The organism is Variovorax paradoxus B4 (assembly GCF_000463015.1).
Classification (GTDB): Bacteria; Pseudomonadota; Gammaproteobacteria; order Burkholderiales; family Burkholderiaceae_C; genus Variovorax; species Variovorax paradoxus_E.
This window is the reverse complement of the sequence record NC_022247.1, coordinates 2,912,878-2,936,833: the sequence shown is the minus strand read 5'-3', so window position 1 is coordinate 2,936,833 and position 23,956 is coordinate 2,912,878. Positions and strand designations below refer to the sequence as shown.

25 protein-coding genes are annotated in these 23,956 nt (G+C 68.3%); 15 read left to right on the top strand and 10 right to left on the bottom strand.

What is annotated here, in order from left to right; genetic code table 11:
- The first annotated feature begins 16 nt into the window (after positions 1-16).
- On the top strand, positions 17-1,588 hold the full coding sequence (locus tag VAPA_RS13625; RefSeq protein ID WP_021007358.1) for a PepSY domain-containing protein: 1,572 nt from the start codon (positions 17-19) through the stop codon (positions 1,586-1,588).
- Here VAPA_RS13625 and VAPA_RS13620 read toward each other — a convergent pair.
- A complete protein-coding gene (locus tag VAPA_RS13620; RefSeq protein WP_021007357.1) occupies positions 1,521-2,153 on the bottom strand; it encodes a dioxygenase family protein in 633 nt (210 codons plus the stop codon). The genes VAPA_RS13625 and VAPA_RS13620 overlap by 68 nt on opposite strands.
- A gap of 125 nt (positions 2,154-2,278) precedes the next feature.
- On the opposite strand from VAPA_RS13620, the gene thpR reads away from it, so the two are divergent.
- Complete coding sequence (gene thpR / locus VAPA_RS13615) at positions 2,279-2,899, top strand: RNA 2',3'-cyclic phosphodiesterase (RefSeq protein ID WP_021007356.1); 621 nt, start codon at positions 2,279-2,281, stop codon at positions 2,897-2,899.
- A 97-nt stretch (positions 2,900-2,996) separates the two neighbouring features.
- Positions 2,997-3,497: a RidA family protein gene (locus VAPA_RS13610; RefSeq protein ID WP_021007355.1), complete on the top strand. Its 501-nt coding sequence runs from the start codon at positions 2,997-2,999 to the stop codon at positions 3,495-3,497.
- Here the strand turns inward: VAPA_RS13610 and VAPA_RS13605 are convergent.
- The gene (locus tag VAPA_RS13605; protein WP_041946109.1) at positions 3,494-4,570 is read right to left on the bottom strand and encodes a DUF72 domain-containing protein; all 1,077 of its coding nucleotides are present in this window, start codon (positions 4,568-4,570) and stop codon (positions 3,494-3,496) included. The two genes, VAPA_RS13610 and VAPA_RS13605, sit on opposite strands and share 4 nt — an antisense overlap.
- A gap of 62 nt (positions 4,571-4,632) precedes the next feature.
- On the opposite strand from VAPA_RS13605, the gene VAPA_RS13600 reads away from it, so the two are divergent.
- From VAPA_RS13600 to VAPA_RS13565, 8 genes are all read left to right on the top strand, one after another.
- The gene (locus VAPA_RS13600; RefSeq protein WP_021007353.1) at positions 4,633-6,132 is read left to right on the top strand and encodes a sensor histidine kinase; all 1,500 of its coding nucleotides are present in this window, start codon (positions 4,633-4,635) and stop codon (positions 6,130-6,132) included.
- On the top strand, positions 6,129-6,755 hold the full coding sequence (locus VAPA_RS13595; protein ID WP_021007352.1) for a response regulator transcription factor: 627 nt from the start codon (positions 6,129-6,131) through the stop codon (positions 6,753-6,755). The genes VAPA_RS13600 and VAPA_RS13595 overlap by 4 nt, the downstream gene beginning before the upstream one ends.
- 145 nt (positions 6,756-6,900) lie before the next feature.
- On the top strand, positions 6,901-7,404 hold the full coding sequence (locus tag VAPA_RS13590; RefSeq protein WP_021007351.1) for a GlcG/HbpS family heme-binding protein: 504 nt from the start codon (positions 6,901-6,903) through the stop codon (positions 7,402-7,404).
- Entirely contained in the window at positions 7,404-8,102 is a 699-nt protein-coding gene (locus VAPA_RS13585) for an ankyrin repeat domain-containing protein (protein WP_021007350.1), read from the top strand. The genes VAPA_RS13590 and VAPA_RS13585 overlap by 1 nt, the downstream gene beginning before the upstream one ends.
- 50 nt (positions 8,103-8,152) lie before the next feature.
- Positions 8,153-8,797, top strand: coding sequence for an FMN-binding negative transcriptional regulator (locus VAPA_RS13580; protein WP_021007349.1), 645 nt, complete (start codon positions 8,153-8,155; stop codon positions 8,795-8,797).
- A gap of 7 nt (positions 8,798-8,804) precedes the next feature.
- On the top strand, positions 8,805-9,002 hold the full coding sequence (locus VAPA_RS13575; RefSeq protein WP_413470466.1) for a hypothetical protein: 198 nt from the start codon (positions 8,805-8,807) through the stop codon (positions 9,000-9,002).
- Positions 8,992-10,101, top strand: a complete 1,110-nt coding sequence (tadA, locus tag VAPA_RS13570; protein ID WP_021007347.1) for a tRNA adenosine(34) deaminase TadA — start codon at positions 8,992-8,994, stop codon at positions 10,099-10,101. Before VAPA_RS13575 ends, tadA begins: the two co-directional genes overlap by 11 nt.
- Complete coding sequence (locus VAPA_RS13565; RefSeq protein ID WP_021007346.1) at positions 10,098-11,051, top strand: LD-carboxypeptidase; 954 nt, start codon at positions 10,098-10,100, stop codon at positions 11,049-11,051. The genes tadA and VAPA_RS13565 overlap by 4 nt, the downstream gene beginning before the upstream one ends.
- A 27-nt stretch (positions 11,052-11,078) precedes the next feature.
- Here VAPA_RS13565 and VAPA_RS13560 read toward each other — a convergent pair whose 3' ends face one another.
- Entirely contained in the window at positions 11,079-11,351 is a 273-nt protein-coding gene (locus tag VAPA_RS13560; protein WP_230558869.1) for a hypothetical protein, read from the bottom strand.
- A gap of 236 nt (positions 11,352-11,587) precedes the next feature.
- Here VAPA_RS13560 and VAPA_RS13555 point away from each other — a divergent pair, with 236 nt between their 5' ends.
- A complete protein-coding gene (locus VAPA_RS13555) occupies positions 11,588-12,535 on the top strand; it encodes an adenylate/guanylate cyclase domain-containing protein (RefSeq protein ID WP_021007344.1) in 948 nt (315 codons plus the stop codon).
- Between the two features lie 130 nt (positions 12,536-12,665).
- Entirely contained in the window at positions 12,666-13,025 is a 360-nt protein-coding gene (locus VAPA_RS13550) for a hypothetical protein (RefSeq protein ID WP_021007343.1), read from the top strand.
- 14 nt (positions 13,026-13,039) lie between these two features.
- Here VAPA_RS13550 and VAPA_RS13545 read toward each other — a convergent pair whose 3' ends face one another.
- From VAPA_RS13545 to VAPA_RS13525, 5 genes are all read right to left on the bottom strand, one after another.
- Positions 13,040-13,399 (bottom strand): response regulator, encoded by a 360-nt coding sequence (locus tag VAPA_RS13545; RefSeq protein WP_196305711.1) that lies wholly within the window; start codon positions 13,397-13,399, stop codon positions 13,040-13,042.
- Positions 13,400-13,473: 74 nt separating this feature from the next.
- Positions 13,474-14,694 carry a hybrid sensor histidine kinase/response regulator gene (locus tag VAPA_RS13540; protein WP_021007341.1) on the bottom strand — a complete coding sequence of 407 codons (1,221 nt, stop codon included), beginning with the start codon at positions 14,692-14,694 and terminating at the stop codon, positions 13,474-13,476.
- Positions 14,684-15,289, bottom strand: a complete 606-nt coding sequence (locus tag VAPA_RS13535) for a chemotaxis protein CheB (protein ID WP_021007340.1) — start codon at positions 15,287-15,289, stop codon at positions 14,684-14,686. Before VAPA_RS13535 ends, VAPA_RS13540 begins: the two co-directional genes overlap by 11 nt.
- Positions 15,286-16,140 (bottom strand): CheR family methyltransferase, encoded by an 855-nt coding sequence (locus VAPA_RS13530; protein WP_021007339.1) that lies wholly within the window; start codon positions 16,138-16,140, stop codon positions 15,286-15,288. Before VAPA_RS13530 ends, VAPA_RS13535 begins: the two co-directional genes overlap by 4 nt.
- Positions 16,137-19,631, bottom strand: coding sequence for a response regulator (locus VAPA_RS13525; protein WP_021007338.1), 3,495 nt, complete (start codon positions 19,629-19,631; stop codon positions 16,137-16,139). The genes VAPA_RS13530 and VAPA_RS13525 overlap by 4 nt, the downstream gene beginning before the upstream one ends.
- A gap of 128 nt (positions 19,632-19,759) precedes the next feature.
- Between VAPA_RS13525 and VAPA_RS13520 the strand changes: the two genes are divergently transcribed.
- Both VAPA_RS13520 and VAPA_RS13515 read left to right on the top strand, forming a co-directional pair.
- Positions 19,760-22,099, top strand: a complete 2,340-nt coding sequence (locus tag VAPA_RS13520) for a helicase C-terminal domain-containing protein (protein ID WP_041946108.1) — start codon at positions 19,760-19,762, stop codon at positions 22,097-22,099.
- Positions 22,086-22,694: an alpha-ketoglutarate-dependent dioxygenase AlkB gene (locus VAPA_RS13515; RefSeq protein WP_021007336.1), complete on the top strand. Its 609-nt coding sequence runs from the start codon at positions 22,086-22,088 to the stop codon at positions 22,692-22,694. The genes VAPA_RS13520 and VAPA_RS13515 overlap by 14 nt, the downstream gene beginning before the upstream one ends.
- On the opposite strand, the gene VAPA_RS13510 is transcribed toward VAPA_RS13515, so the two are convergent.
- Positions 22,658-23,383 carry a UdgX family uracil-DNA binding protein gene (locus tag VAPA_RS13510; protein ID WP_080666809.1) on the bottom strand — a complete coding sequence of 242 codons (726 nt, stop codon included), beginning with the start codon at positions 23,381-23,383 and terminating at the stop codon, positions 22,658-22,660. The two genes, VAPA_RS13515 and VAPA_RS13510, sit on opposite strands and share 37 nt — an antisense overlap.
- A 27-nt stretch (positions 23,384-23,410) precedes the next feature.
- Positions 23,411-23,599 (bottom strand): hypothetical protein, encoded by a 189-nt coding sequence (locus VAPA_RS13505; RefSeq protein WP_021007334.1) that lies wholly within the window; start codon positions 23,597-23,599, stop codon positions 23,411-23,413.
- Positions 23,600-23,956: the final 357 nt, after the last annotated feature.

Below are 23,956 nucleotides of genomic sequence, written 5' to 3'. Positions count from 1 at the left end.
GGTTGGCCATTGCGCCATGAAGAAGGCGCTCGTCTTTCTGCACAAGTGGCTGGGCGTCGTGCTTGTGCTGTTCTTCCTCATGTGGTTTGCGAGCGGCGTCGTCCTGTACTTCGTGCCGTTCCCGAGCCTCACGCCCGTCGAACGCCTGCAGGCCTTGCCGCCGCTGCAACTGCCGCCAGGGTGCTGCCTGACCGCAGAGGAGGCCGCTCGGCGTGCCGGACTTCGCTTCAGCGAGGCGCGCCTGGGCATGGCGGGTGCGGATCCGGTCTGGCGGCTGCTGGCGCATGAAGAGCAGGGCGCTGCGCCGCCCCATTGGCGAACGCTCGACGCGCGCAGCGGCGTCTTGCGGCCGCCGCTCGCAGACGCGCAGGCGGCCGCGGTGGCCGAGGCCTTCAGCGGGCGCCTCGCGCAGCACTCCGAGCGCCTGGAGCGCGACCAATGGACCGTGCCGCAGGGCCTCGACCCTTATCGGCCACTGGTGAAGGTCGCGCTGGTTGGCGAGGACGGGCTGGAGCTCTACGTTTCTCCAGATGCGGCGGAGGTCGTGCGCGACACGCGCCATGCCGAGCGCTTCTGGAACTGGCTGGGTGCCGTGCCGCACTGGATCTATCCGACCGTGCTGCGGCAATTCCCTGCCGCCTGGCACCACGCCGTCGTGTGGCTCTCAATTCCCGCGACGCTGCTGGCGCTGAGCGGCGTGGTGCTTGGCACCTGGCAACTCTTCCTGAATCGTTCGCGCTGGATTCCCTACCGCAAGTTCTGGCTGCGCTGGCATCACATCGCCGGGCTGGCGGCAGGCATCTTCGCGCTCACATGGATCTGTTCGGGCCTGTTGTCGATGAATCCATTCGGCGTGTTTTCAGCGCGCGAGCCGACGGCGGACGAGCGCGTGCGCTGGGCCGGCCTGCCAACCGAGGCGCGGCTCGATCCGGCCGAGGCGCTGAGGCAGGCCAACCGGCAGGGCCTCGCGGCGCGTGAACTGGAGCTGCTGCACGTTGCGGGGCAGCCGTGGTATCGCTTGCAATCTGCCGAGGGCCAATTGCTGGTGCGTGCCGAGATGCGCGATCCGGGGCAGGCCATTGCCGCGCTGCCTGCGGCCACCGTCCAGCCCTTGCTGGCCGCGCTGCGTCCGGAGGCCGGCGCTCCCACGATGCGCCGCATCGATTCCTACGACGATCTGTACTACGCACGCGAGGCTGTGGACCCGAACACCCGCCATACCCGTCCGCTGCCCGTGTGGCGCGCCGACTGGGCCGATGGCGTGGCCGCCTTCGCGGATCCTGCGTCGGCACGCATTCTCCTGCGCAGCGACGCGTCGGGCCGCTGGCAGCGCGTTCTCTACCATGGCCTGCACAGCCTGGACTTCGCACCGCTTCTCGCGCGCCCGTGGCTGCGCCATGCGCTGGTTCTGGGCTTCTCGCTGCTGGGGATCGGGCTGTGCGTCACGTCTTGCGTCATCGCCTGGCGTGCCCTGGTTCCGTCACGGCGACGGCAGGCGTCAGCAGCAGCGGCGGGCGCGCTCAGGCCGCAACGGCAATCGGAAAGCGCGCCTGCAGCCCATCCGCCCCGCGCTCGAAAGGCACTGTGACGGCCTCCCTCGCAGCCTGCGGAAGATTGCGCCAGATGAAGTCGCGCACATTGCCCGGATCGCCGGCCGCATAGAGCTGCGTGGTCAGCAGCTCGCGCGTGCCGAGCTTCACCTTGACGTGGATGTGCGGCGTGCGGCCGCTGTAGGGCACTGGGCGGATGGTGCGGAAGCGGTAGCTGCCGTCCTCGCCGACCGTGACGCGGCCGAAGCCCTGGAAGGCGGCGTCGGCGCGGTCGCCGTCGCCGGGGTGGTGGTAGTGGCCGTTCTGATCGCATTGCCAGATCTCGACCTGCGCGCCGCGCAGCGGCTTGCCGTCGAGATCGGTCACTGTCCCGTCGACCCAGGCCGGCTGGCCGCCGCGGTAGTCCAGCGTGCCGTTGCGCAGCAGATCGTGGTCGGAATCCTGCGGCAGGCGGACGGGATAGAAGGGCCCCTCGGTCTGCGAAGGCGTTGCGAGCCGGCTTGCCGCCGCCTGCGCCCGGGCGCCGAGCCAGAGTGCGGGCGCGGCAACGAGCGCTGCGGCAACGGTGCGCCGGGGAAGGCCGGGTTCTGATCGGGCGTTCATGGCACGTCAGAGCCGTGCCGCATGCGCCGAGTTCCGCACGCGGGGCAACGGATCTTTACAGACGCTCCTGCCGCAGCAGGCTTCTCCGGTCGTGTTTGAATGCATCGGTGAATCCGACATTTCCCATGCCCGAACAGCTTCTACTCCCAGGCATCGATCCTGCGCCGCTGCCCGTGCGCCGTCCGCGCGGCACCGTGCCACGCAGGGAGCGCCTGCCTCGCTCGCTTTTCTTCGCGATCTTTCCGCGCCCTGAAGATGCCGCGTCGATTGCCGCGCTGGGTGCGCGGCTCAAGGACCGGCATGCGTTGAAGGGCAAGCTGACCGAGGCGCATCGCCTGCATGTCACGCTGCATCATCTCGGCAGTTATCCGGCGGTGCCGCGCGAAACCGTGCAAGCCGCCCTGGAAGCCGCCGCCGCCGTGGCGCCGCCCTCGTTCGAGGTGGTGTTCGACGAGGCCATGCGGTTCGAGCAGAGCAAGGCCTTCGTGCTGTGCGGCGGCGACAGCGATACGGCAGCGCTTGCGGCGTTCAGACAGCGTCTTGGCGAGGCACTGGCGGATGCGGGCTTCAAGCCCGAGCGTGGCTTCACGCCACACATGACGCTGGCCTACACGCCGCGCAAGATCGAGCGGCATTCCATCGAGCCGGTCCGGTGGACGGCCCGCTCGTTCTCACTGATCGAAAGCCACGTCGGCGAAAGCATCCACGAAGTGCTGGGGCAATGGCCTTCGGCCCCGGCTGCCTGAGGTTACGCACCGTCTGTTGCGCATCGCATCTGCGCGATCTGTATCTGTTCTTCGAAAACCGGATGGCGACAATGAGGCTTCGTTGAATGGAAGCCACATGACGTTGCAGACCCGAGACCAGATCGCCGATCGAATTGCCGCCGAAATGGGCCACAGCTTCGAGGGCGAGCTTGTCGCCGGCGGCAACTACGCACCCATCGCGCGCGACGGCCGCACGCTCTACACCAGCGGCCAGGTGCCGCGCGTGGGCACCACGGTGGTCGTCACCGGCCGCGTGGGCGACCAGGTGCCGCTCGGCAGGGCCCGCGAGGCCGCGCAGATCTGCGCCTTGCGCTGCCTGACCCTGCTGCGGCGCGAGCTCGGCTCGCTCGACGGTATCGAGAAGGTGCTGCGCGTCGGCGTCTTCGTGCAATGCACAGCCGATTTCACGCAGCAGAGCGAGGTGGCCGATGCGGCGTCCGAGTTGCTGCACCGCGTGTTCGGCGAGGCAGGCGTGCATGTGCGCACGGCGGTCGGCGTCTATGCGCTGCCGAAGAACGCGAGTGTCGAGCTGGAGATGACAGTGGTGGCCAAGGAGAACGCAGGCCGAAGCAGCTAGCGCTTCGGCAGCTTGGCGATGTCCCGCGCGAGCGACGCGATCGTCAGCGGCGCACAGCCTTCGGCATTGTTGCTCACCGTGACGTAGGCCAGTTGGCCCGCGCCGGTGGTTCCCGCGATCACCCGGGCCAGGGCCTCGCGCGTTTCGGGGTCGGGATCGACGATCTTGTCGAACGGGCCATAGAGCTTTTCCGCATCTTCATAGCCGAAGCGGCCGTGGCGGCGGTGCAGGTTCCAGCGGCACACCAGCGGCCCGGGCCAGAGTGCGCGCAGCATCGGCAACTGGTCTTCGATCGGCGGCATCTTGGCGTGCAGGCCCATGCAGAAGGTGGCGCCCACGCTGCGCAGCATGTCGGCGAAGGCGGGGCAGAGCAGTTGCGGGTCGCGCACTTCGACTGCAATCACGGCATCCGGCGCGGCCGGCTTCAGGCCGGGCAGTGATTCGAGCATTTCGCCGATGCGGGCAAGCAGCGCGGGCTGGTCGGCCAGCAGCTGCGCAGGAATCGGGCTCATCTGGAACACCAGTGCGCCGATGCGGTGGCCCAACCCTTCGAGCGCCGGCTGCACGAATTCCTGGATCGCGATCTCGCTGTTCAGGAACACCGGGTTGACCTGCGTGCCGCGGCCGCTTTCGTCGCGCACGGTGGCGTCGGTCACGAGGCTCGGCGCCTTCACCATAAAGCGGAAGTCGTCGGGCACCATCGCCGCATAGCGCGCGTACTGGCTCGCGGTGAGCGCGCGGTAGAAGTTGCGGTCCAGGCTCACCGTGCGGAAAAGCGGGTGCCGGGCGAGGGCGGACAGCCCGTTCTTCGACAGCACCGCCTCGGCGTATTCGCCATCCCAGACGAGGTTGGCCCAGCCGGGGTAGCTCCACGAGGAGGTGCCCAGCCGCAGCCCGGCCGGAAGCGCCGCGGCCAGCTCGACCAGTGCCGGATCGACGGGCGCCGGCGCCACGGTGGCGCCGCGAGATTTCTTCTTCGCGGGCGGCTCGGCCTCGGCCTCTGGCGGCACGGTGGGGGGCGCCTCGGGCGGGCGCGGAAGATCGGGGAAAAGGGAGTCCTGCACTTCAGCCATGTCTGGGGCCGCATTCTCGGCCAACATCGGGTGGCCTCGCTGCGCCGGGCACAATCCGCGCCATGAAACAGTGGTTGCGCGCGCAGGGTGGTTGGTGGCTGGCATGGCTGGCCCTCACGGCCGTGGGCGCGGTGTGGCTGGCGCGCGCCGAGCTCGCGCAGCTGCAGCAGGATTTCGAGACCGACGCGCGCATCGCGCACCGGCTCATGAGCCAGCAGGTGGTGCAGTACGACGCGGTGCTGGCCACGCTCGCGCTGCTCGAACCCGGCGACGGCGCGGACCGCCCGGAGCAGCGCCTGCCATCGGTTTATCCGTCGATCCTGCGCGTGCAGCGGCGCGAACGCGACCAGGCCTGGCCCGACGAGAAGCAGGCCGGCGCATTGGCCGCTGCGGAAGCACGTTCGCGCGGCGAGCGCCGCGCCGAACTGGCGGGACTGGACCTCGCGCAAGGCCGCTACCAGCTCGTGATGGGTGCGACGCCGATCAGCTACGCCCTCGAAATCGACCTGGCCGGCTCGGTGCCGTGGCGCGACTGGCCGATGGACCCGAAGCAGAGCCCGGTGCGCGTGAGCCTGCAGCGCGGCGCGCAGCAGTTCGTGCTGCAGCCGGGACAGGCGGCGCAAGCGGACACGGGTGGCTGGCGCTTCAGCCTTACCAAGCCCTTGGCATCGCCGAGCCAGCCTTTCGACCTCGTGGCCGAGCGCCATGTGGGCTGGGGTGAACTGCCGTGGCGCAGCATCGCAGGCTGGGCCGTGGCGGCGGCGCTGCTGCTGGCCGGCCTGTGGACCGCGCAGCGCCAGCGCATCGCGCGCCGCCGGGCCGAAGAGCTGCTGCGCCTTGGCCAGGTGGCGCGGCTCAATGCCCTGGGCGAGCTCTCGGCAGGGCTGGCGCACGAGCTGAACCAGCCGCTCACGGCCGTGCTGGCCAATGCCCAGGCCGCGCGCCGGCTGCTCGACGAGGATCCGCCCGACCTGGCCACGGCGCGCAATGCCATGGGCCAGGCCGTGGAGCAGGCGCGCCGCGCGGCCGGTGTGGTCGGTCGGCTGCGCCGCGTGATCGAACGCCCCGAAGCCGGCGGCGACGTGAAGCCGCTGGTGCTGCAGGAGGTGGTGCGCAGCGCCATGCACCTGCTGGCGCCGGAGTTCGCGCAGCGAGGCGTTGCGGCGCAGTTCGATGCCACCGCACAGGCACCGGTGCGCGTGCAGGCAGAGGCGGTGGCGCTCGAGCAGATCGTGCACAACCTGCTGATGAACGCCTTGCAGGCGCTCGACCTGGTGCCCGCGTCCGAACGCCGCCTTTCCGTTTCGGTGGGGCGCAATGGGCAGGAAGGCGTGCTGACCGTGACCGACAACGGACGCGGCATTGCACCCGAGGCCATGCCGCGCCTCTTCGAGCCTTTCTTCAGCACGCGCGAGGGCGGCCTGGGCCTTGGCCTGAGCCTCAGCGAAACGCTGGCGAGCGGCATGGGCGGCAGCCTCTCCGCGGCCAATGCGGCGCCGCGCGGCGCGCGCTTCACGCTGCTGCTGCCGCTGGTGGCGCCGTCCACGGAGCGCATGGGATGAACACCCCACCGCAATCGCCGCTGATCCACCTCATCGACGACGACCAGGCGGTGCGCGACAGCCTGTCGCTGCTGATCGGCACGGTCGGCCTGCGGGTGCAGGGCTGGGCAGACCCGCAGGCCTTCATCGACGGCTTCGACCGCGCGAGCGTCGGCGCCATCGTGCTCGACGTGCGCATGCCCGGCATCAGCGGCCTCACGGTGCTCGACCGGCTCATGGCGCAGGGCGTCGACCAGCCGGTGATCATGCTCACGGGCCACGGCACCGTCGAGATGTGCCGCCGCGCCTTCAAGGCCGGCGCGGCCGAGTTCCTGGAGAAACCGGTGGACGACGAGCAGCTGCTCGAAGCCCTGCAGCAGGCGGTGCGCCAGCATGTGCGCTCGCGCGAACGCTCGCAGGCCGACAACGCGGCGCGCGAGCGCGTGGCGCAGCTGTCGGAGCGCGAGCGCGAGGTGCTTGCCTTCATCGTGCAGGGCCTCACCAACAAGGAGATCGCGCGCACGCTCGCGCTGTCGCCGCGCACGGTGGAGACGCATCGCGCCAACCTGTTCGCCAAGCTCGACTGCGATTCGCTCGCGCAGCTGATCCGGCGCTACGCGGTGCTGGTGGCCGGGCAAGACTGAAAGGCGCGCTCCGTGGCGCTCCGTAGAACTACGGAGCCCCGGGCGTAGCCGTACGAATGGCTTCGGCGGACGGTGTTTTCTACAGTGGCGCAGCCGCCGACAAACAGCCGGCGCCATCACCCTGCATTCACCGGAGAAATCAAAAATGCGTTCCAACCTTCGCTTCGGCGCTCTCGCCATCCTGCTTGCCGCATCGGCCGTCCAGGCCCAGACGCCGGCACCCGCGGTGCGCACCGAGAAGAACATCTCGCTCGCGCTGGCCAACCAGATCGCAGCCGAAGCCGTGGCCGCCTGCGCCGCCAACGGCTACAGCGTGGCCGCCACCGTGGTCGACCGCGCCGGCACCGTGCGCGCCGTGCAGCGCGCCGACAACGCCGGCCCGCACACGCTGGCTTCGAGCGAGCGCAAGGCATGGACCTCGGCATCGGCCAAGGGCGCGACGCAGGCCATGATGGAAGGCGCGCAGAAGAACCCCGGCGCCGCGAACCTGGTGTACCTGCCGGGCTTCCTGCTGCTGGGCGGCGGCGTGCCTGTGAAGTCGGGCAACGAAGTGATCGGCGCCGTGGGCGTCGGCGGTGCGCCGGGCGGCCACCTGGACGACCAGTGCGCCAACGCCGCCATCGAGAAGGTCAAGGGCCAGCTGGGCTGATGATGAAGCACGGCATCTGGTCCGGGTTGCTGGCGATCGCGCTCGGGTTGGGCGCATCGGCCGGTGTGTCGGCCCAGGTGCCGCCGCAGGCCGCCGAGCTGCTGGCCTATGAAGGGCTGCACCGGGCGGCCTGGCAGGGCGACCTGCCGAAGCTGAAGGGCTTGATCGCCTCGGGCGCCAATCTCGACGCACGCGATGTGCGGGGCCGCACGCCCTTGCACGTTGCCACCCATGCACGGCAGCGCGAGGCGGTGAAGCTGCTTGCCAAGGCCGGCGCAAACCTCGACCTGCTCGATGACGACCGCTACGACGCCATCACCATCGCCTCGGTGGCCGACGATGCCGCGACGCTCGCGCTGATGCTGTCGCTCGGCGCGAAGGCCGGGCAGGTGACGAGCCGCTACGACGGCACTGCGCTCATTGCCGCCGCGCACCTGGGCCATGATGAAGTGGTGCGCCAGCTGATCGCGGCCGGCGCGCCCCTCGACCACATGAACAACCTGCACTGGACCGCGGTGATCGAATCGATCGTGCTGGGCGACGGCGGCCCGCGCCACCAGCGCACGCTGGCCGCGCTGATCGATGCCGGCGCCAACCTTGCGCTGGCCGACAGGCAGGGCAACACGCCGCTCCAGCTGGCCCGGGCCCGCGGCTACACGGCCATGGTGAAGCTGCTGGAAGCGCCGCGCACAAGATAGGGTAAGGCGGCTCGGGGACAATCGGAGCCTCACCACGAGGAAATTGCCCCATGTACATGCCGCCGCAATTCAACGCCAAGGACCCGGCCATCGCGCTGGAGCTCATGCGCGCACACCCCTTCGCCAGCCTGATCTCGAACGACGACGAGGGCCTGCCCTACGTCACGCACCTGCCGCTGGTGTCCGAGCAGCAGGAGGGCGGCCAGCTGGTGCTGCTGGGCCACTGCGCCAAGCCCAATCCGCACTGGCGCCATCTGCAGGCGCGGCCGCAGGCCGTCGTCACCTTTCTCGGCCCGCATGCCTACCTGTCGCCCTCGGTCTATCCGGACCTCGCACGCGTGCCAACCTGGAACTACCTGGTGGTGCACTGCACCGTGGAGGCCCGGCTGATCGAGGAGCCCGCAGCCAAGGACGCGCTGCTCAAGAAGCTCATCGGCGAGCACGAGCCCGGCTACGCACAGCAATGGCGCGACCTGGGCGAGGAGTTCCAGCTCAAGATGCTGGCCGGCATCGTCGGGTTCGAGCTGCGCGTGAGCGCACTGCAATGCAAGGTCAAGCTGAACCAGCACCGGCGCGAATCGCACGCCGCCATGCATGCCGTCTACAGCGCCGGCACGCCCGACGAGAAGGCGCTGGCCGTGTGGATGGAGCGCCTGGGCATGACGGCCGAAGCACCCGTGGCGCAAGGAAGCTGAGATGCGCATGTTCGGACTGGTCGGCCTGCTGCTGGCGCTTGTGATCGCCGGGGTTGTCGCGAAGAAGCAGCTCACCAGCGTTGCCGCGCCCGCGTCCGGCGAGGCGCCCGCCGATCCCCGTACGCAGGTCCAGCAGGTGCAAAAGCAGGTCAAGGACGCGCTCGACGCCGCAGCGCAGGCGCGCAAGATGCCGGATGACAACTGAGCCCGCTTCCAAGCCCATGGACGATGCGCACTGGATGGCGCTCGCGCTGGCCGAGGCGCGCCTGGCGGCCGAGGCAGGCGAGGTGCCGGTCGGCGCGGTGCTGGTCAGGAACGGGCAGTTCGTTGCCACCGGGCGCAACACGCCGGTCGCGCAGCACGACCCGAGTGCCCATGCCGAGATCAACGCGCTGCGCGCCGGCGCCGCCGCGCTCGGCAACTACCGGCTCGACGGCTGCGAGCTGTTCGTCACGCTCGAGCCCTGCGCGATGTGCGCGGGCGCCATGCTGCATGCGCGGCTCGCGCGCGTGGTGTACGGTGCGGCCGACCCCAAGACCGGCGCGGCCGGCTCGGTGCTCGATCTCTTTGCCGAACCCCGGCTGAACCACCGCACGCAGGTGCAAGGTGGCGTGCTGGCCGCGGAGTGCAGCGCGGTGCTGCAAGCTTTCTTCCAGCAGCGCCGTGACGCGGCGCGCGAACAGGCCGAGCCCTTGCGCGACGATGCGCTGCGCACGCCGGTGGAGCGCTTCGACGCGCTCGCCGACTACGCCTTTGAACCGCGCTACGTCCAGGACCTGCCCAGCCTGCAAGGCTGGCGCATGCACTACCTCGACGAGGGTCCGCAGGACGGCTCCGCCGCCGCTTGCCTTTGCCTTCATGGTCCCGGCGAATGGGGCTACTTTTTCCGCCATCTCGTCGGTGCGCCCGGGCTGCGCACGCTGGTGCCCGACCTGATCGGTTTCGGCAAGAGCGACAAGCCCAAGCGCGAAGCGGCGCACCGGCTCGAATGGCACTGCCAGGTCCTGAACGAATGGCTCGACCGCATGCAGCCGGCGCCGATGGTGCTGGTGCACAGCGCCGCGGCCACCGGGCTCGCCACGCGGCTGCAGGCCGGAAGGGGCGGCCTGTTTGCAGCCGTGCTGCTCGCGCCCGAAGGCGGCGAGCCGGTGGACGATGCATGGCGCGCGCCGTTCCCCGACCGCGGCTACCAGGCCGCCCTGCGCGCGCTCGGGCCCATGGCGTCGTCCTCCGGCCCGAGCGTTCAGCAGGCTGCGCTGCTCGCCCGGGAGGTGCGCAACGCAATGGGATACTCGACGCCGTGACCAAACACATCTACATCTATTCCCCTTCCAGCGCGATTCGCGACAAGGCCGCCTTCCGGCGCGGCGTGGCAAGACTCAAGGCCCTGGGCTACGAGGTCGAAGTCGACGAAACGGCGCTCGCCGTGTACCAGCGCTTTGCGGGCGACGACGCGACGCGGCTCGCTGCAATCACCCGCGCAGCCGCCAGCGGCGCCCACATTGCACTGATCGCACGCGGTGGCTACGGGCTCACGCGCATCCTCGACGCCATCCCGTACAAGGCCGTGGCCAAGGCGATCCAGCGCGGCACCGAATTCGTCGGCCTCAGCGACTTCACCGCGCTGCAGTGCGCACTGCTCGCCAAGACCGGCGCCGTGACCTGGGCGGGCCCCGCGGTCGGCGAAGACTTCGGTGCCGAGGGCGGTGCGGACGACATCATGGAAGCCTGCTTCGACGACCTGGTGAGCGGGCAGGGCGAAGGCACCGGCTGGCGCATGCCGGTGCGCGATGCCGGCCTGAAAGTAAAGCCCGTGCACGACGCAACCCTGTGGGGCGGCAATCTTTGCGTGCTCACGAGCCTGCTGGGAACCCCGTATTTCCCGGCGGTGGAAAAGGGCGTGCTTTTCATCGAGGACACCAACGAGCATCCGTACCGCATCGAGCGCATGCTCGAGCAGTTGCGCATGGCCGGCGTGCTGGCCAGGCAGCGTGCCATCGTCTTCGGCCAGTTCACCGGCATGCGCAAGGTGCCGGGCTACGACCGCGGTTTCGGGTTCGATACGGTGGTCGACCGGCTGCGCGCCACGCTCAAGGTGCCGGTGCTTGCCGGCCTGCCTTTCGGGCATGTGCCGACCAAGGTGCTGCTGCCCGTCGGCGCGAAGGTCGAGCTGGCGGCCGAGGGACGCGACGTCTTCATGGTGTGGGGCCATCGGCATGGCCACCATGCGCATGACCACGGCCATGCGCATTGAACGCAGGGCGCCGCGGTATCAGTGCACTCAGTGGGTGAAGCGCTGGTGGGCGCGCGGGCCCATCGAGCCGGGCAGGCCGCCCTTGAACATGCTGTTGATGGCTTTCATCTGGCGGCGGGCAGCGGCTTCGCCGTCGATGGCGCTCAGGGCAACCATCACGTCCTGCCGCAGGTACCAGAGCGACTCCACGTCGGTTGCAAACCGCACGCGCTGGGCAACGCGCTGAACCGAGTGTCCGCCATGAACCTGCAGCACCGACAGCATGGCAGCCCGGATGCGTCCCAGCTGGTTCTCTCCCACCCGGGGAGACCCCGTACCGGGAATTCCGAGGAAGCGGAAAAAGCTACGAAAGGGCAGCATGTGGACTAAAAGCGTATTGCCGGAAGCCAGGACGGTTGCTACCTTAAGCCTCATGCGGGCGATTCACAAGTTCTGGAACACTGTTTCTTGTTTGTAAACAACACACTTTACGTTGCACTTAAAGCTATTGTAGAGATTTGAGTACCTAAGTAATACAAACAAACTGCTGTCACAGCATGGACGTCAATTCCACAGTCGTTTTTGCAGACCTGACCGGAAGCTCCAGGGTTTTCGAAGCCATGGGAAATGCGCGTGCCACCGACACGGTGACACGGCTCACCCAATGGATCGGCAGCGTCTGCCAGGCCCACGGCGGCAGGGTGGTGAAGTCGCTCGGCGATGGCGTGTTCGCGATTTTTTCGAACGCCGCCACTGCGATGCCGGCGGTGATCGAACTGCAGCGCTACCACCAGAAGCGCCTCATGACCTGGCCGGTGCCGCTGCGCATGGCGCTGCAGATCGGCGTTGCAAGCGGCGAGGTGGTCGAGGTCGAGGGCGATTGCTTCGGCGATGCCGTCAACCTGGCGTCGCGCCTGAGCGATCTGGCGGGGCCCGGGCAGATCTGGGCCACCGATGCGGCCATTGCACAATTGAGCGAGATCGGTGTACGGCATCGCGACCTGGGCCTGATCACCATTCGAGGGCGCAGCGAGATGTCGGCCGTGCACCGCATCGACTGGCAGGACGAAATGACTTCGTTCCTCACGCTGCCGGCTGCGCTGACGCCGCTGCGGCTGCCCGATTCGTCGCTGGGCCAGATCGAGCTGGCATGGCTCGACGTGCGCTCCGTGTTCCGCATCGAAGAGCTGCCGATCCACCTCGGGCGGGTGCACGACGCGCAGTTCGTGGTGAACGATCCGCGCGTCTCGAGGCTGCATGCGCGCATCGAGCTGCGGCATGGCAGCTGCGTGCTGACCGACCTGAGCACCTATGGCACCTGGGTCCGGTTTCACGGCAATGGCGGGCCGAGCCATGAAGTCGCGCTGCGGCGCGAGGAATGCGTGCTGCACGGACGCGGCGAGATCGGTCTTGGCGCGCCGCTGAGCGATTTCACCGCGCCGACCATCGCCTTCAACACAGCCGGCGCCGAAGTGCAGCTTTCGCGCCGCGAGATCACGAACTGAGTGCCGCGCGCGCCCGGTGCAGTGACGTTTGGCAACGATCTGCCGGGATTGCAGGTGCACTCGCAGAGTGCCTCGAGCGTTGAAACCGCCATGGGGTGCTGGTCGTCAGCACCCCCGCATGGGAGCCACAGTGAAATTCAAAAACAATCGTTCTTCTGTTTTCAAATGGATGGCGTTCGGCGCGATCGCGGCCAGTGCGCTGCTCGCCGCGGGTGCGGCCAGCGCGCGCGGAAGCTGGTCGGTGCAGATCGGCGCGGGCGGCTACCCGGCGCCGTACTACGCGCCGCCACCGCCCGCCTACTATCCGCAGCCGATCTACTACGCCCCGGCGCCGCCGGTGTACTACCGGCCGCCGCCGCCCGTGTATTACCGCCCGGCGCCCGTCTATGCGCCGCCGCCCGGGCGGATCTACTACGGGCCGGGCTACCCCTACCGCCCGCCGAACGGCGACGAATGGGAGAACGACCGGGAATACGAAGACCGGGACTGACCGGCCGAATGCGCTCAGCGTGGCGCGGACAGGATGGCGGACAGTTCGCCCATGTCGATGGGCTTCTGAAGATGGTGGTCGAACAGGTTCCGCGTTGCGGCGCCGGCCGCCTCTTCCTCCGAAAACCCCGAAATGGCCACGAGCAGCCGCGGGCCGCGGTCTGCCGCGGCTGAACGCAGCCGCCGTGCCACCTCGGCACCGGGAAAGTCGGGCAGCGTGAGGTCGATGAGCGCCGCATCGAAGCGCTCCTCGGCAGCGGCATCCATCGCCTGTTGCGCCGTATAGGTGCAGCGGGCGGTGTGGTCCTGCAGCGTCAGGAGTTCCTGCAGCAGGTCTGCCGCGGCTTCGTTGTCATCGACGATCAGCACATTCACTGGGGGGAGGCTTTCAAGCAAGGTGTATCCACCCAGTATCCCGGCCAATCGCCTTCCGTGCAGTAGGAGGGCACCTACGTCCGCACTTGCGTCGCAGTCTTCGCGGCGGCCTGCAGCGGCAGTTCGACATGGAACAGCGAGCCTTCGCCGGGCCTGCTTTCCACCTCGATGCGCCCGTCATGCAGGCACACGATCTTGCGCGTGATGTAGAGCCCGAGGCCCAGCCCGGGCGCATGCTTGCGGCTGTCGTCGGTGCGTTCGAACTGCTCGAAGATGCGCTCCTGGTCTTCGGGCGCAATGCCGATGCCCTGGTCGCGTACGGTGATGTGCGCGGTGCCGCCGAGCTCGCGCAGCACCATCTCCACGGGCTTGCCGCCGCCGTAGCGCAGCGCGTTGGTCAGCAGGTTGGTCAGCACCTGTTCGATGCGGAACTCGTCCCACACGCCGGGTAGCTCGCGCGGCGCTTCCAGCGCAATGGCCGAGCCCGCGGCCTCGGCCTGCTGCTTGAGGCCTTCCACCACGGCCCGTGCGAGCGCGGCAAGGTCGACCGGCTTGGGCTGGATCGACAGCGCGTCCCTTCGCATGCGCGTGACGTCGAGCATGTCGTCGATCAGCCGCACCATGTTGCGGATCTGCCGCTGGTCGCGCTCGATCATGGCGGGCAGGCGATCTGCCGCAAAGGACTCCAGATTGCCCTTGGACACATGGACCTGGCGCAGCTGCGTTTCGAGATACAGGGTGTTGAGCGGCGTGCGCAGCTCGTGCGAAACCATCGACATGAAATCGTCGCGCATGCGCACCGCGCGTTCGAGTTCGCGCTGGGTGTGGCGCAGCTGCTGCACCAGTTCTTCCTGCTTGCGGTTGGCAACCGCGAGCGCGTCCATTTCGTGCCGCAGCGCCTTGCGGTGGCAATGCAGGTCGACGAACACGTTGACCTTGCTCGTGACGGCATGCGGATCGAGCGGCTTGTACAGGAAGTCGACCGCGCCGCTTTCGTAGCCCTGGAAGGCGTAGTTCGAATCGCGGCCCGCCGCCGTCACGAAGATGATCGGGATGTGCCGCGTGCGCTCCGTGCCGCGCATCAGCTCGGCCAGCTCGAAGCCGTTCATGCCGGGCATCTGCACATCGAGAATGGCCAGCGCGAACTCGTGGTCGAGCAGCAGCGCCAGCGCCTCCTCGGCCGAGGTCGCGCGGTACACCGCGCGCCCCGGGCCGCGAATCAGAGCCTCCAGCGCAAGAAGGTTTGCGGGCAGGTCATCGACGATCAGCAGATTGCTTTCGACGTCAATCGGCATGGGCGGACTCCAGTTGCAAGAGCAATGCGCGAAGCTCGCGCATGGGAAGCACGTGATCGGGGGAATGGCGGGCGATGGCTGCCTGGGGCATGGTGGGAATCCGGGCTTCCTTCGGGTCCTGGACGGCGGTGATGCCGCCGGCCAGGTGAATGCGCAAGAGGCCTTCGGCGCCGTCGTCGTTCGCGCCCGTGAGCAGGAACCCGGCCAGCGCGGGGCCGTAGGCATCGGCGGCGGAGGCCATCAGCACATCGATCGACGGCCGCGAAAAGCGCACGGGCGGCTCGCAGCTGAGGGAAAAACAGCGATCGCGCTCGATCGACAGGTGATAGCCGGGCGGCGCGAAATACAGGCTGCCGGGCGCGAGCGGCATCTTGTCGGCGGCCTCGTGCACCGGCATGCGCAGGCGCTCGGCAAAGATCTCGGCGAGGTGGCTTTCGTGGCCTTCGGGCAGGTGCAGGACCACGGCCACCGGAAGGCGCCACGGCGGCGGAATGCCGTGCAGCAGCACCATCAGCGCTTCGATGCCGCCCGCCGACGCGCCGACCACGATGGCCTCGACGCGCCGGCCGGGAGATTGGCGATCATTCGGTTTCATGTGGCCTTGCGATAGATGCGTTCTGGCTGCGAGTGGGCGTCGAAGCGCTCGGAGTAGCTCGAGAAATCGATGCTCTCCTTGGCGCCCAGCCCCAGAAAGCCGCGGTGGCAGAGCGACTCGTGGAACAGGCCGAGTGCCCGGTCCTGAAGCTCGCGGTTGAAATAGATGAGCACGTTGCGGCACGACACGAGCTGCGTCTCGGCGAACACGCTGTCGGTGGCCAGGCTGTGGTCGGCAAAGATGACGTCCGCGCACAGCGCCGGGTCGAAGCGCGCGGCGTCGTAGGCCGCAGTGTAGTAGTCGGAAAAAGAACTGCGGCCGCCGGCGCGCTGGTAGTTGCCCGTGTAGCCGCGGATCGATTCGATCGGGAAGATGCCTTGCCGTGCCTTCTCGAGCGAGGCGGGGTTGATGTCGGTGGCGTAGATCTGGGTGCGGGAGAGCAGCCCTTCCTCGCGCAGCAGGATGGCCAGCGAAAACACTTCCTCGCCGGTGCTGCAGCCCGCCACCCACACCTTGATGGACGCATAGGTGTGCAGGATCGGCACCACGTGCCGGCGCAGCGCCAGAAAGTAGGCCGGGTCGCGGAACATTTCGCTCACGGGAATCGTCAGGTACTCGAGCAGCCGGCCGAACAGCAGCGGGTCGCGCAGCACCTTCTCCTGCAATGCCGAGATGCTCGGGAGCCCGAGCTGCGCCAGCGCGTGCAGCACGCGGCGCTTCTGCGAAGCCACCGTGTAGTTGCGGAAGTCGTAGCTGTACCGCAGGTAGATCGCTTCCATCAGCAGCCGCAGCTCGATCTCCGTGTTGCTCAACGGACATGCGAGGGGCAGGGGAGCGGCATTGCGGTTCACAGCCGCTCCATTTTGGGCATCCACACGCGCAGAAGCGAGAACAGGCGCTCCAAATCCACAGGCTTGGCCAGGTAGTCGCTGGCGCCCGCGGCCAGGCACTGCTCGCGATCGTCCTTCATGGCCTTGGCGGTGATGGCGATCACGGGCAGCTTCTCGAAGCGCGGGTCCGCGCGCAGCCGGCGCGTGGCCTCCAGGCCGTCCATCTCCGGCATCATCACGTCCATCAGCACCAGGTCGATCTCGCGCGCCTGGTCGAGCTTTTCGAGCGCCTCGCGGCCGTTGCGGCCGATCTCGACCGAGGCGCCGCGCTGCTCCAGCGCGCTCGTGAGCGCGAAGAGGTTGCGCACGTCGTCGTCCACCAGCAGGATGGTGCGGCCCTCGAAGATGCGGTCGCGCCCGCGCGCCGCCTTCAGCATGCCCTGGCGTTCGCTGGACAGCTCGGCCTCGACCTTGTGCAGGAACAGCGTGACCTCGTCCAGCAGGCGTTCCGGCGAGCGTGCGCCCTTGATGATGATGGAGCGCGAATAGCGCTGCAGTTCGGCTTCCTCGTCGCGCGTGAGGTTGCGCCCGGTATAGACGATCACGGGCGGGAACGAAACGATTTCCTCCGACGCCATGCGCTTGAGCAGCTCGCTGCCCTGCATGTCGGGCAGGTGCAGGTCGGTGATCATGCAGTCGAAGACGCGCCTGCGCAGCAGTTCGAGCGCCTCTTCGCCGGAGCCCACGGCGGCAATCTCGATGTCTTGGTCGCCGATCAGCCGGATCACGCTTTCGCGCTGCAGCGCATCGTCCTCCACCAGCAGCACGGCCTTGACCTTCTGCGCGAGCTTTTCCTCGAGCCGGGCGAACACCTGCATCAGCTCGGCGCGCGTGGCCGGCTTCTGCGCATAGCCGATGGCGCCCATGTGCAGGGCGGCGGCCTGCGCGTCGTCGGCGGCGGAGACCACGTGGATCGGGATGTGGCGCGTCTGCGGCGAATCCTTCAGGCGCTGCAGCAGGCCAAGCCCGGTGCTGTCGGGAAGGCGCATGTCGAGCAGGATGGCATCTGGCAGGAACTGGTGCGCCAGTTCGAAGCCGTCGGCCGCGCCATGGGCGACCAGGCAGCGGTAGCCGAGCTCGTGCGCCAGGTCGTAGAGGATGTGCGCGAACTGCGGCTCGTCCTCGATCACGAGCACCCGGCGCACCTGGTCGGGCGGCATCGTGCGGTCGTCGGCAAAGGACGGCGGCGGCACGGCAACGGGTGGCACCGGTGCCGCGGGAGCGGCATGCGCGGCAGGGAAGGGCGTGCGCACCGCGGCGGACTTTGCGGGCGCTGGAGCGGGTGCCTGAGCTGCCTGTTGCGAGGCCTGGGGCGCCGCGGCCGGCAGCTGCAGCGTGAAGGTGCTGCCCTGTCCGGGCTGGCTTTGCACCGCGAGCGTGCCGCCCAGCAGGCGCGTGAGATCGCGCGAAATCGAAAGCCCGAGGCCGGTGCCGCCATAGCGGCGACTGGTGGTGCCGTCGGCCTGGTGGAAGGCTTCGAAGATCAGCTCCTTCTGCTCGGGCGAAATGCCGATGCCCGAATCGCTCACCGCGAAGAGCGCACCGCCATTCGCAGCCGCCGAGACCACAAGCGCCACCTCGCCGCTGCCGGTGAACTTGATCGCATTGGAGAGCAGGTTCTTCAGAATCTGCTCGACCCGGTGGCGGTCGGTGACCAGCGTGGCAGGCACGCCGGGCCGTATTTCCATCCGGAAGGCCAGCTGCTTCTCGGCGGCCAGCGGCCCGAAGGTGCTCTCCAGGCTCTGTGCAAGCTTGTCGAGCGCCACCTCCTCGACCACCACTTCGAGCTTGCCCGCCTCGACCTTGGAGATGTCGAGGATGTCGTTGATCAGCACCAGCAGATCGTTGCCCGACGAGTAGATCGATTCCGCGAACTTCACCTGCTCGGGGCTCAGGTTGCCCTGCGGGTTGTCGCCGAGCAGCTTGGCCAGGATGAGCGCGCTGTTGAGCGGTGTGCGCAGCTCGTGTGACATGTTGGCCAGGAACTCCGACTTGTAGCGGCTGGCGCGCTGCAGTTCGTCGGCGCGATCTTCCAGGTCGCGCTGCACGCGGCGCAGGGCCGCATTGCGCTGGTCCAGCGCCTCGGTGCGCTCGGAAAGCTGGCTGTTGGTCTGCTCCAGCTCGGCCTGCTGGTTCTCCAGCATGGCCTGCGAAGCCCGCAACGCGCGCGACTGCTCCTCGAGCTCTTCATTGGCGGTGCGCAGCTCTTCCTGCTGCACCTGCAGTTCCTCGTTCAACTGCTGCGTCTCGGCCAATGCGTCCTGCAGCTGCTCGCGGTAGCGCGCCGCCGCGAGGGAATCGCCGATGTCCTCGGCCACCAGGTCGAGCAATTCGTTGGTCCGCGCATCGGGCACGCCCGGCAGGCCGAGTTCGATCACGCCGTTCACGATGCCGTCGCTCGACACGGGCACCAGCAGCACGGCCGCGGGCGCCATCTCGCCGAGGCCCGAATTGACCTTCAGGTAGTCGGCCTGGATCGGCTCGACCAGCATGCGGCGCCGTTCGGCGGCCGCCTGGCCGACCAGGCTCTGGGTCGGCGAGAACACCTGCGGCGAAGCCTCGGCTTCCATCGAGAAGCCGTAGCTCGCGGCGCGGCGCAGCGTGCCGTGCCGCTCGCGCACGTACAGCGCGCCGACCGCGCTGGCCAGGTGGCGCGAGAAGAAGGCCAGGACCTTGCGGCCCAGGTCGTTCGCGTTCAATTCGCCCACCAGTTCGCCCACCAGCTCGGTCTGCGCGCTGCGCAGCCATGCCTGTTGCGCCAGCCGCTCGGCGTGCGCGGCCTGGTCCCGCAGCACCGCGTCGTAGCTGTTCGAAAGCCGCATGAGTTGCCGGCGGCCGAAGTAGGCCACCATGCCGGTGAACACCAGCGTGAACAGCAGGAACACGGACACCACCAGCCAGGCCGTGCGGTTGGCTTCCTCGTTGCGCTGGTAGCGCAGGCCCTCCTCGGTGTCCATGAAGGCTGCGAACTCGGCGCGCATGTCGTCGCGCAGCTGCTTGCCCCGGCCTTGCCGCACCGCCTGCGGGTAGTCGGCGCCCGAGCGGCGCAAGGCGATCAGGTCTTGCGCAAATCCGTTCCAGGCTTCCTGGAGCGCCGCGATGCGCTCGACCCGCTCCGTCTGCTGCCGGTTGTCAGACACCAGCTGCCGCAGCGCCGCGGCATCGCTCTTGATTCTTGGCAGCGCGCTCTGGTAGGGCTCGAGAAAGCTCTCCTCGCCGGTGATCAGGAAACCGCGCAGGCCCGTTTCCATATCGGTGCTGCGGCGCTGCAGCTCGCCGGCACTGCGCGTCACGCGATCGGTGTACTCGACCCGGCTGAGGGTCAGCAGCAAAAACACGATCAGGCCGACGAACAGCAGGGCGCCGATCAGGCCGCCAAGCAGCGGCCACTTCAGGTTGCGGCTCAGCAGGCGGTCGAAGTCGTCGGGGTCGATCGCGGTCGGGGTTTTCATTCGAACAGGATTTGTAAGCAAAACTTTTGAAGTCTTGCCGAATTCCGCGGCGCCGGGTGTCGGAGAAGGCCCCGATACCGTTTTGCAGCGGTGCGCTCGCTATACTGTTGTTTTATACAGCATTAGCCGTGACCACGGACCCTTCCACCCAGCCGCCAGCAGAGGCGTCCGATGCTCGCACCGTTTCCGTGAAGGCCCTGTGCGCCTTCGGTGCCAAGGCCGGCGACCTCGATCTGCGTTTCGTGCCCGCGCCCAGCGCGCTCGAAGGCATGGCCGGACACGCGCTCGTGCAGGGCCGGCGCGGCGATGCCTATGAAAGCGAGGTGCCGCTGGTCTCGCAATGCGGCGCGCTCAAGGTGCGCGGCCGTGCCGACGGGCACGACCCGCGCGAACCCCGCGTCGAGGAGATCAAGACCTTCCGCGGCGACTTCGACGCCATCCGCGGCAACCACCGGGCACTGCACTGGGCCCAGGCCCGCTGCTACGGCTGGATGCTGTGCGAGATGCTCGGCTACGAGCACATCACCGTGGCACTGGTGTACCTGGACCTCGGCACCGGCGAGGAAACCGTGCTGGAAGAGCAGCACACGCGGGCTGCGCTGCAGGCGCATTTCGAGCTTCTGTGCGAACGCTACAGCGCCTGGGCGCAGAGCGAGGCCGCGCACCATGCTGTGCTGGGCCATGCGCTCGGCCGGCTCGAATTTCCGCATGGCTCGTTCCGAGCCGGCCAGCGGGAACTGGCCGAGGCCGTCTACCGCGCGGCCGTGAACGGGCGCTGCCTGATGGCGCAGGCGCCCACCGGCATCGGCAAGACGCTGGCCACCATCTTTCCGCTGCTGAAGGCGCGGGCTGCGCAAAAGATCGACAAGATATTCTTTCTCACCGCCAAGACCTCGGGCCGCGCCGTGGCGCTCGACGCCTTCGGCGTGCTGGGCAAGGACTGCGCGCAGGTGCGGGTGCTCGAACTCACGGCGCGCGAGAAGGTCTGCGAATACCCCGACCGGGCCTGCAACGGCGATGCGTGTCCGCTCGCCAAGGGCTTCTACGACCGCCTGCCCGCCGCCCGCGAGGAGGCGGCACAAGCCGCCGGGCTCGACCGGCAGGCGCTGCGAAGAATTGCACTGGCGCACACCGTGTGCCCCTATTTCCTCGCGCAAGAAATGGCGCACTGGTGCGACGTGATCGTGGGCGACTACAACTACTACTTCGACGGCAGCGCCTTTCTCTACGCCACCATGAAGGACGCCGAATGGCGCGCGGCAGTGCTGGTCGACGAGGCGCACAACCTGCTGGAGCGCGCGCGCGGCATGTACACCGCCCGGCTCGACGGGCTCGCACTGGAAGAAGCCCACCGCGTGGCGCCTGCGTCGGTGCGCGGCGCGCTGGGCCGGCTGTACCGTGAATGGGACACGGTGCAGCAGGCGCAGGCCGAGCCCTACGACACCGCCGACGCGATTCCCGAGCGCTTCGCGCGCACCCTGCAGGCGGCCAACACGGCCATGGGCGAGTACTTTGCGGCCACGCCCGACGCGGCGCAGGGGCCGCTGCAGCGCTTCTTCTTCGATGCGCTGCAGTTCGCCCGGCTGGCCGATGCCTTCGACGACCATTCCGTGTTCGAGCGCACGCTGGGCCCCGCGCACGACCAGCAGCAGCGCAGCCTCGCCATTCGCAACCTGGTGCCGGCGCCGTTTCTCGAACCCCGCTTCGCGGATGCCGCATCGGTCACCTGTTTTTCCGGCACCTTGTCGCCCTTCGAGTTCTACCGCGACGCGCTCGGGCTGCCGCCGCAGACGATGCTGCTCGACGTGGCTTCGCCATTCCGCAGCCAGCAGTTGAGCGTCGAAGTGGCCATGCATGTGTCGACCCGGTTCCGCGACCGCGCGGAATCGCTGCGCAGCGTGGCCGAGATCATCGGCACCCAGTTCGAGCGCATGCCGGGCAACTACCTCGCGTTCTTCAGCAGCTTCGACTATCTCGAGAAAGCCTGCGCGGCCTTCCTGGCCAGGTACCCTAGCGTGCCGGTATGGGGCCAGACGCGCGGCATGGCCGAGGCCGAGCGCCACGGCTTTCTCGCGCGCTTCGAGGAGGGTGGCCGCGGCATCGGCTTTGCCGTGCTCGGCGGCGCGTTCGGCGAAGGCATCGACCTGCCCGGCAGCCGGTTGATCGGCGCCTTCGTGGCGAGCCTGGGCCTGCCGCAGCACAACGCGCTGAACGAGATTACGCGCGAGCGCATGCAGGCGCGTTTCGGCAAGGGCTACGAATACACCTACCTCTATCCCGGCCTGCAAAAGGTGGTGCAGGCGGCCGGCCGCGTCATTCGCACCGAGCAGGACAGCGGCGTGCTGCACCTGCTGGACGACCGCTTCGCGCGTGCCGAGATCCGGCAGCTGCTGCCGCCCTGGTGGGAACTGCGCCTGGGCGGGCCGGTGCACGCCGGCGAAGGAGAAAACCTCGATGCGCTCCGCTAGGCACATCCAGTTCGCCGACGAGCCCGACCTGTTCGGCGAGGCGCCAGCGGCCGCCATCGAGGGCCTGCGCTACGAGCGCGAATTTCTCACGCGCACCGAGGAAGAGGAGCTGCTGCGCCTCGTGCAGGGCTTCGAGCTGCGGGAGATGCGCTACAAGGAATACACCGCGCGCCGCCGCGGCATCAGCTTTGGCGGCAGCTACGACTTCGACAAGCACCGGCTGCGTCCGGGCACTGCGATGCCGCCGGCGCTTCACCCGCTGCGCGCGAGGGTGGCCGCATGGATGGGCATGAGACCCGAGGATTTCACCCATGTGCTGCTGTCCGAATACAGGCCCGGCACGCCGCTCGGCTGGCATCGCGACGTGCCGGACTTCGAGGACATCGTGGGTGTCTCATTGCAGAGCGATGCGGTGATGCAGCTGCGGCCGTATCCGCCGGCCAGCGCCACCGCACCCGCCAGCCTTCAACTGCTGATCGAGCCGCGGTCCATCTACATGCTGCGCAGCGAAGCGCGCTGGGCATGGCAGCACAGCATTGCGCCAACCGAGGCGCTGCGCTATTCCATCACCATGCGCACGCGGCGGCGCACATGACTTGCGGCGGGCCTCGCCGCAGGCTTTTTTGCGGCAGGCTGTTTCTCGGCCGGGCGTTTGGCCGCGGCTTTTTTCATCAGGTCGGAAGCCACCGACAGGTCCTCGAGCCAGGCTTTCCACGCGGCTTCGCGCTGCAAAGGATCGCCGCGCAGCAGGGCGGAGGGATGCAGCGTGACCAGCACGCGGCGGCCGGTCGCTGCTTCCTCGATCCATTGGCCGCGCTCCTTCATCACCGCAACGGGGCGGCCGAGCAGTGAGCGTGCGGCCGTGGCGCCGAGCGCCACATAGGCGCGCGGCTGCACGAGTTCCATCTCGCTTTCGAGCCAGTGGTGGCAGGCCTGCGCCTCACGTTGGCCAGGAGTCTTGTGCATGCGCCGCTTGCCGCGCAACTCGTACTTGAAATGCTTCACCGCATTGGTCACGTAGAGGTTCTCGCGCGACCAGCCGAGTTCTGCTACCGCGCGGTCGAACAGCTTGCCGGCGGGGCCGACGAAAGGGCGGCCCACCAGGTCCTCCTTGTCGCCCGGCTGCTCGCCCACCACCATCAGCACCGCGCCGACCGGACCTTCGCCGAAGACCGATTGGGTGGCGTGCGCTCCCAGCGGGCACTCGCGGCAGGCATCGGTCGCCACGCTGAGCGCTTTCAGGGCAGCAGTGGCCTCGTTGCGATGGGACACGTCGAACTCGATGTGACGGTGGTGTTCAGGCGGGCGCCCTCAATGCGTCGAGCCGCCCCGGCGGGACTGGCTCTGGTTGCTGCCGCCGACATGGCTTTCGCGGTCGTGGCGGCTCTCGACGGTCCGGCGTGGCTCGTTGCGGGGTGTCGGGCTCTGGTGGCCGGCCTTGTTGTGCTGGGGAGGCAACGAACCACGCTCGTCGGGCGTGTTGGGGTTCGTCTTGGACATGAGCTGCTCCTTCGAAAGAGTGGTGGACATTTATTTGTCCGCGCGGCGCCGGCCCCCTGGTGTGGGAATAGGCCCACGGCGGGCGTCGTCCAAGCCTCATGCCGGGAAGGGCCCAGAGGTGCGCGGCGTGCGCCGCCAGGCCCCGCATTTGCCGATAGTCGAGATCGGCCATTTGACTGTCCGATCACAGGAATGGCGGCCTGGTATGGGGTGAGAACTCGATATTCCGCCGCTATCTTTGTCGTCTGTAAGACAACTTGCATTTCCTCTTCGGGGTGGCCTCCGCATGCGAAGCCGTCCTGTTGCGCGAGGTTGAACTGAACGAGCAGCCTACGCCGGCCAATGTCGTTCAAGTAT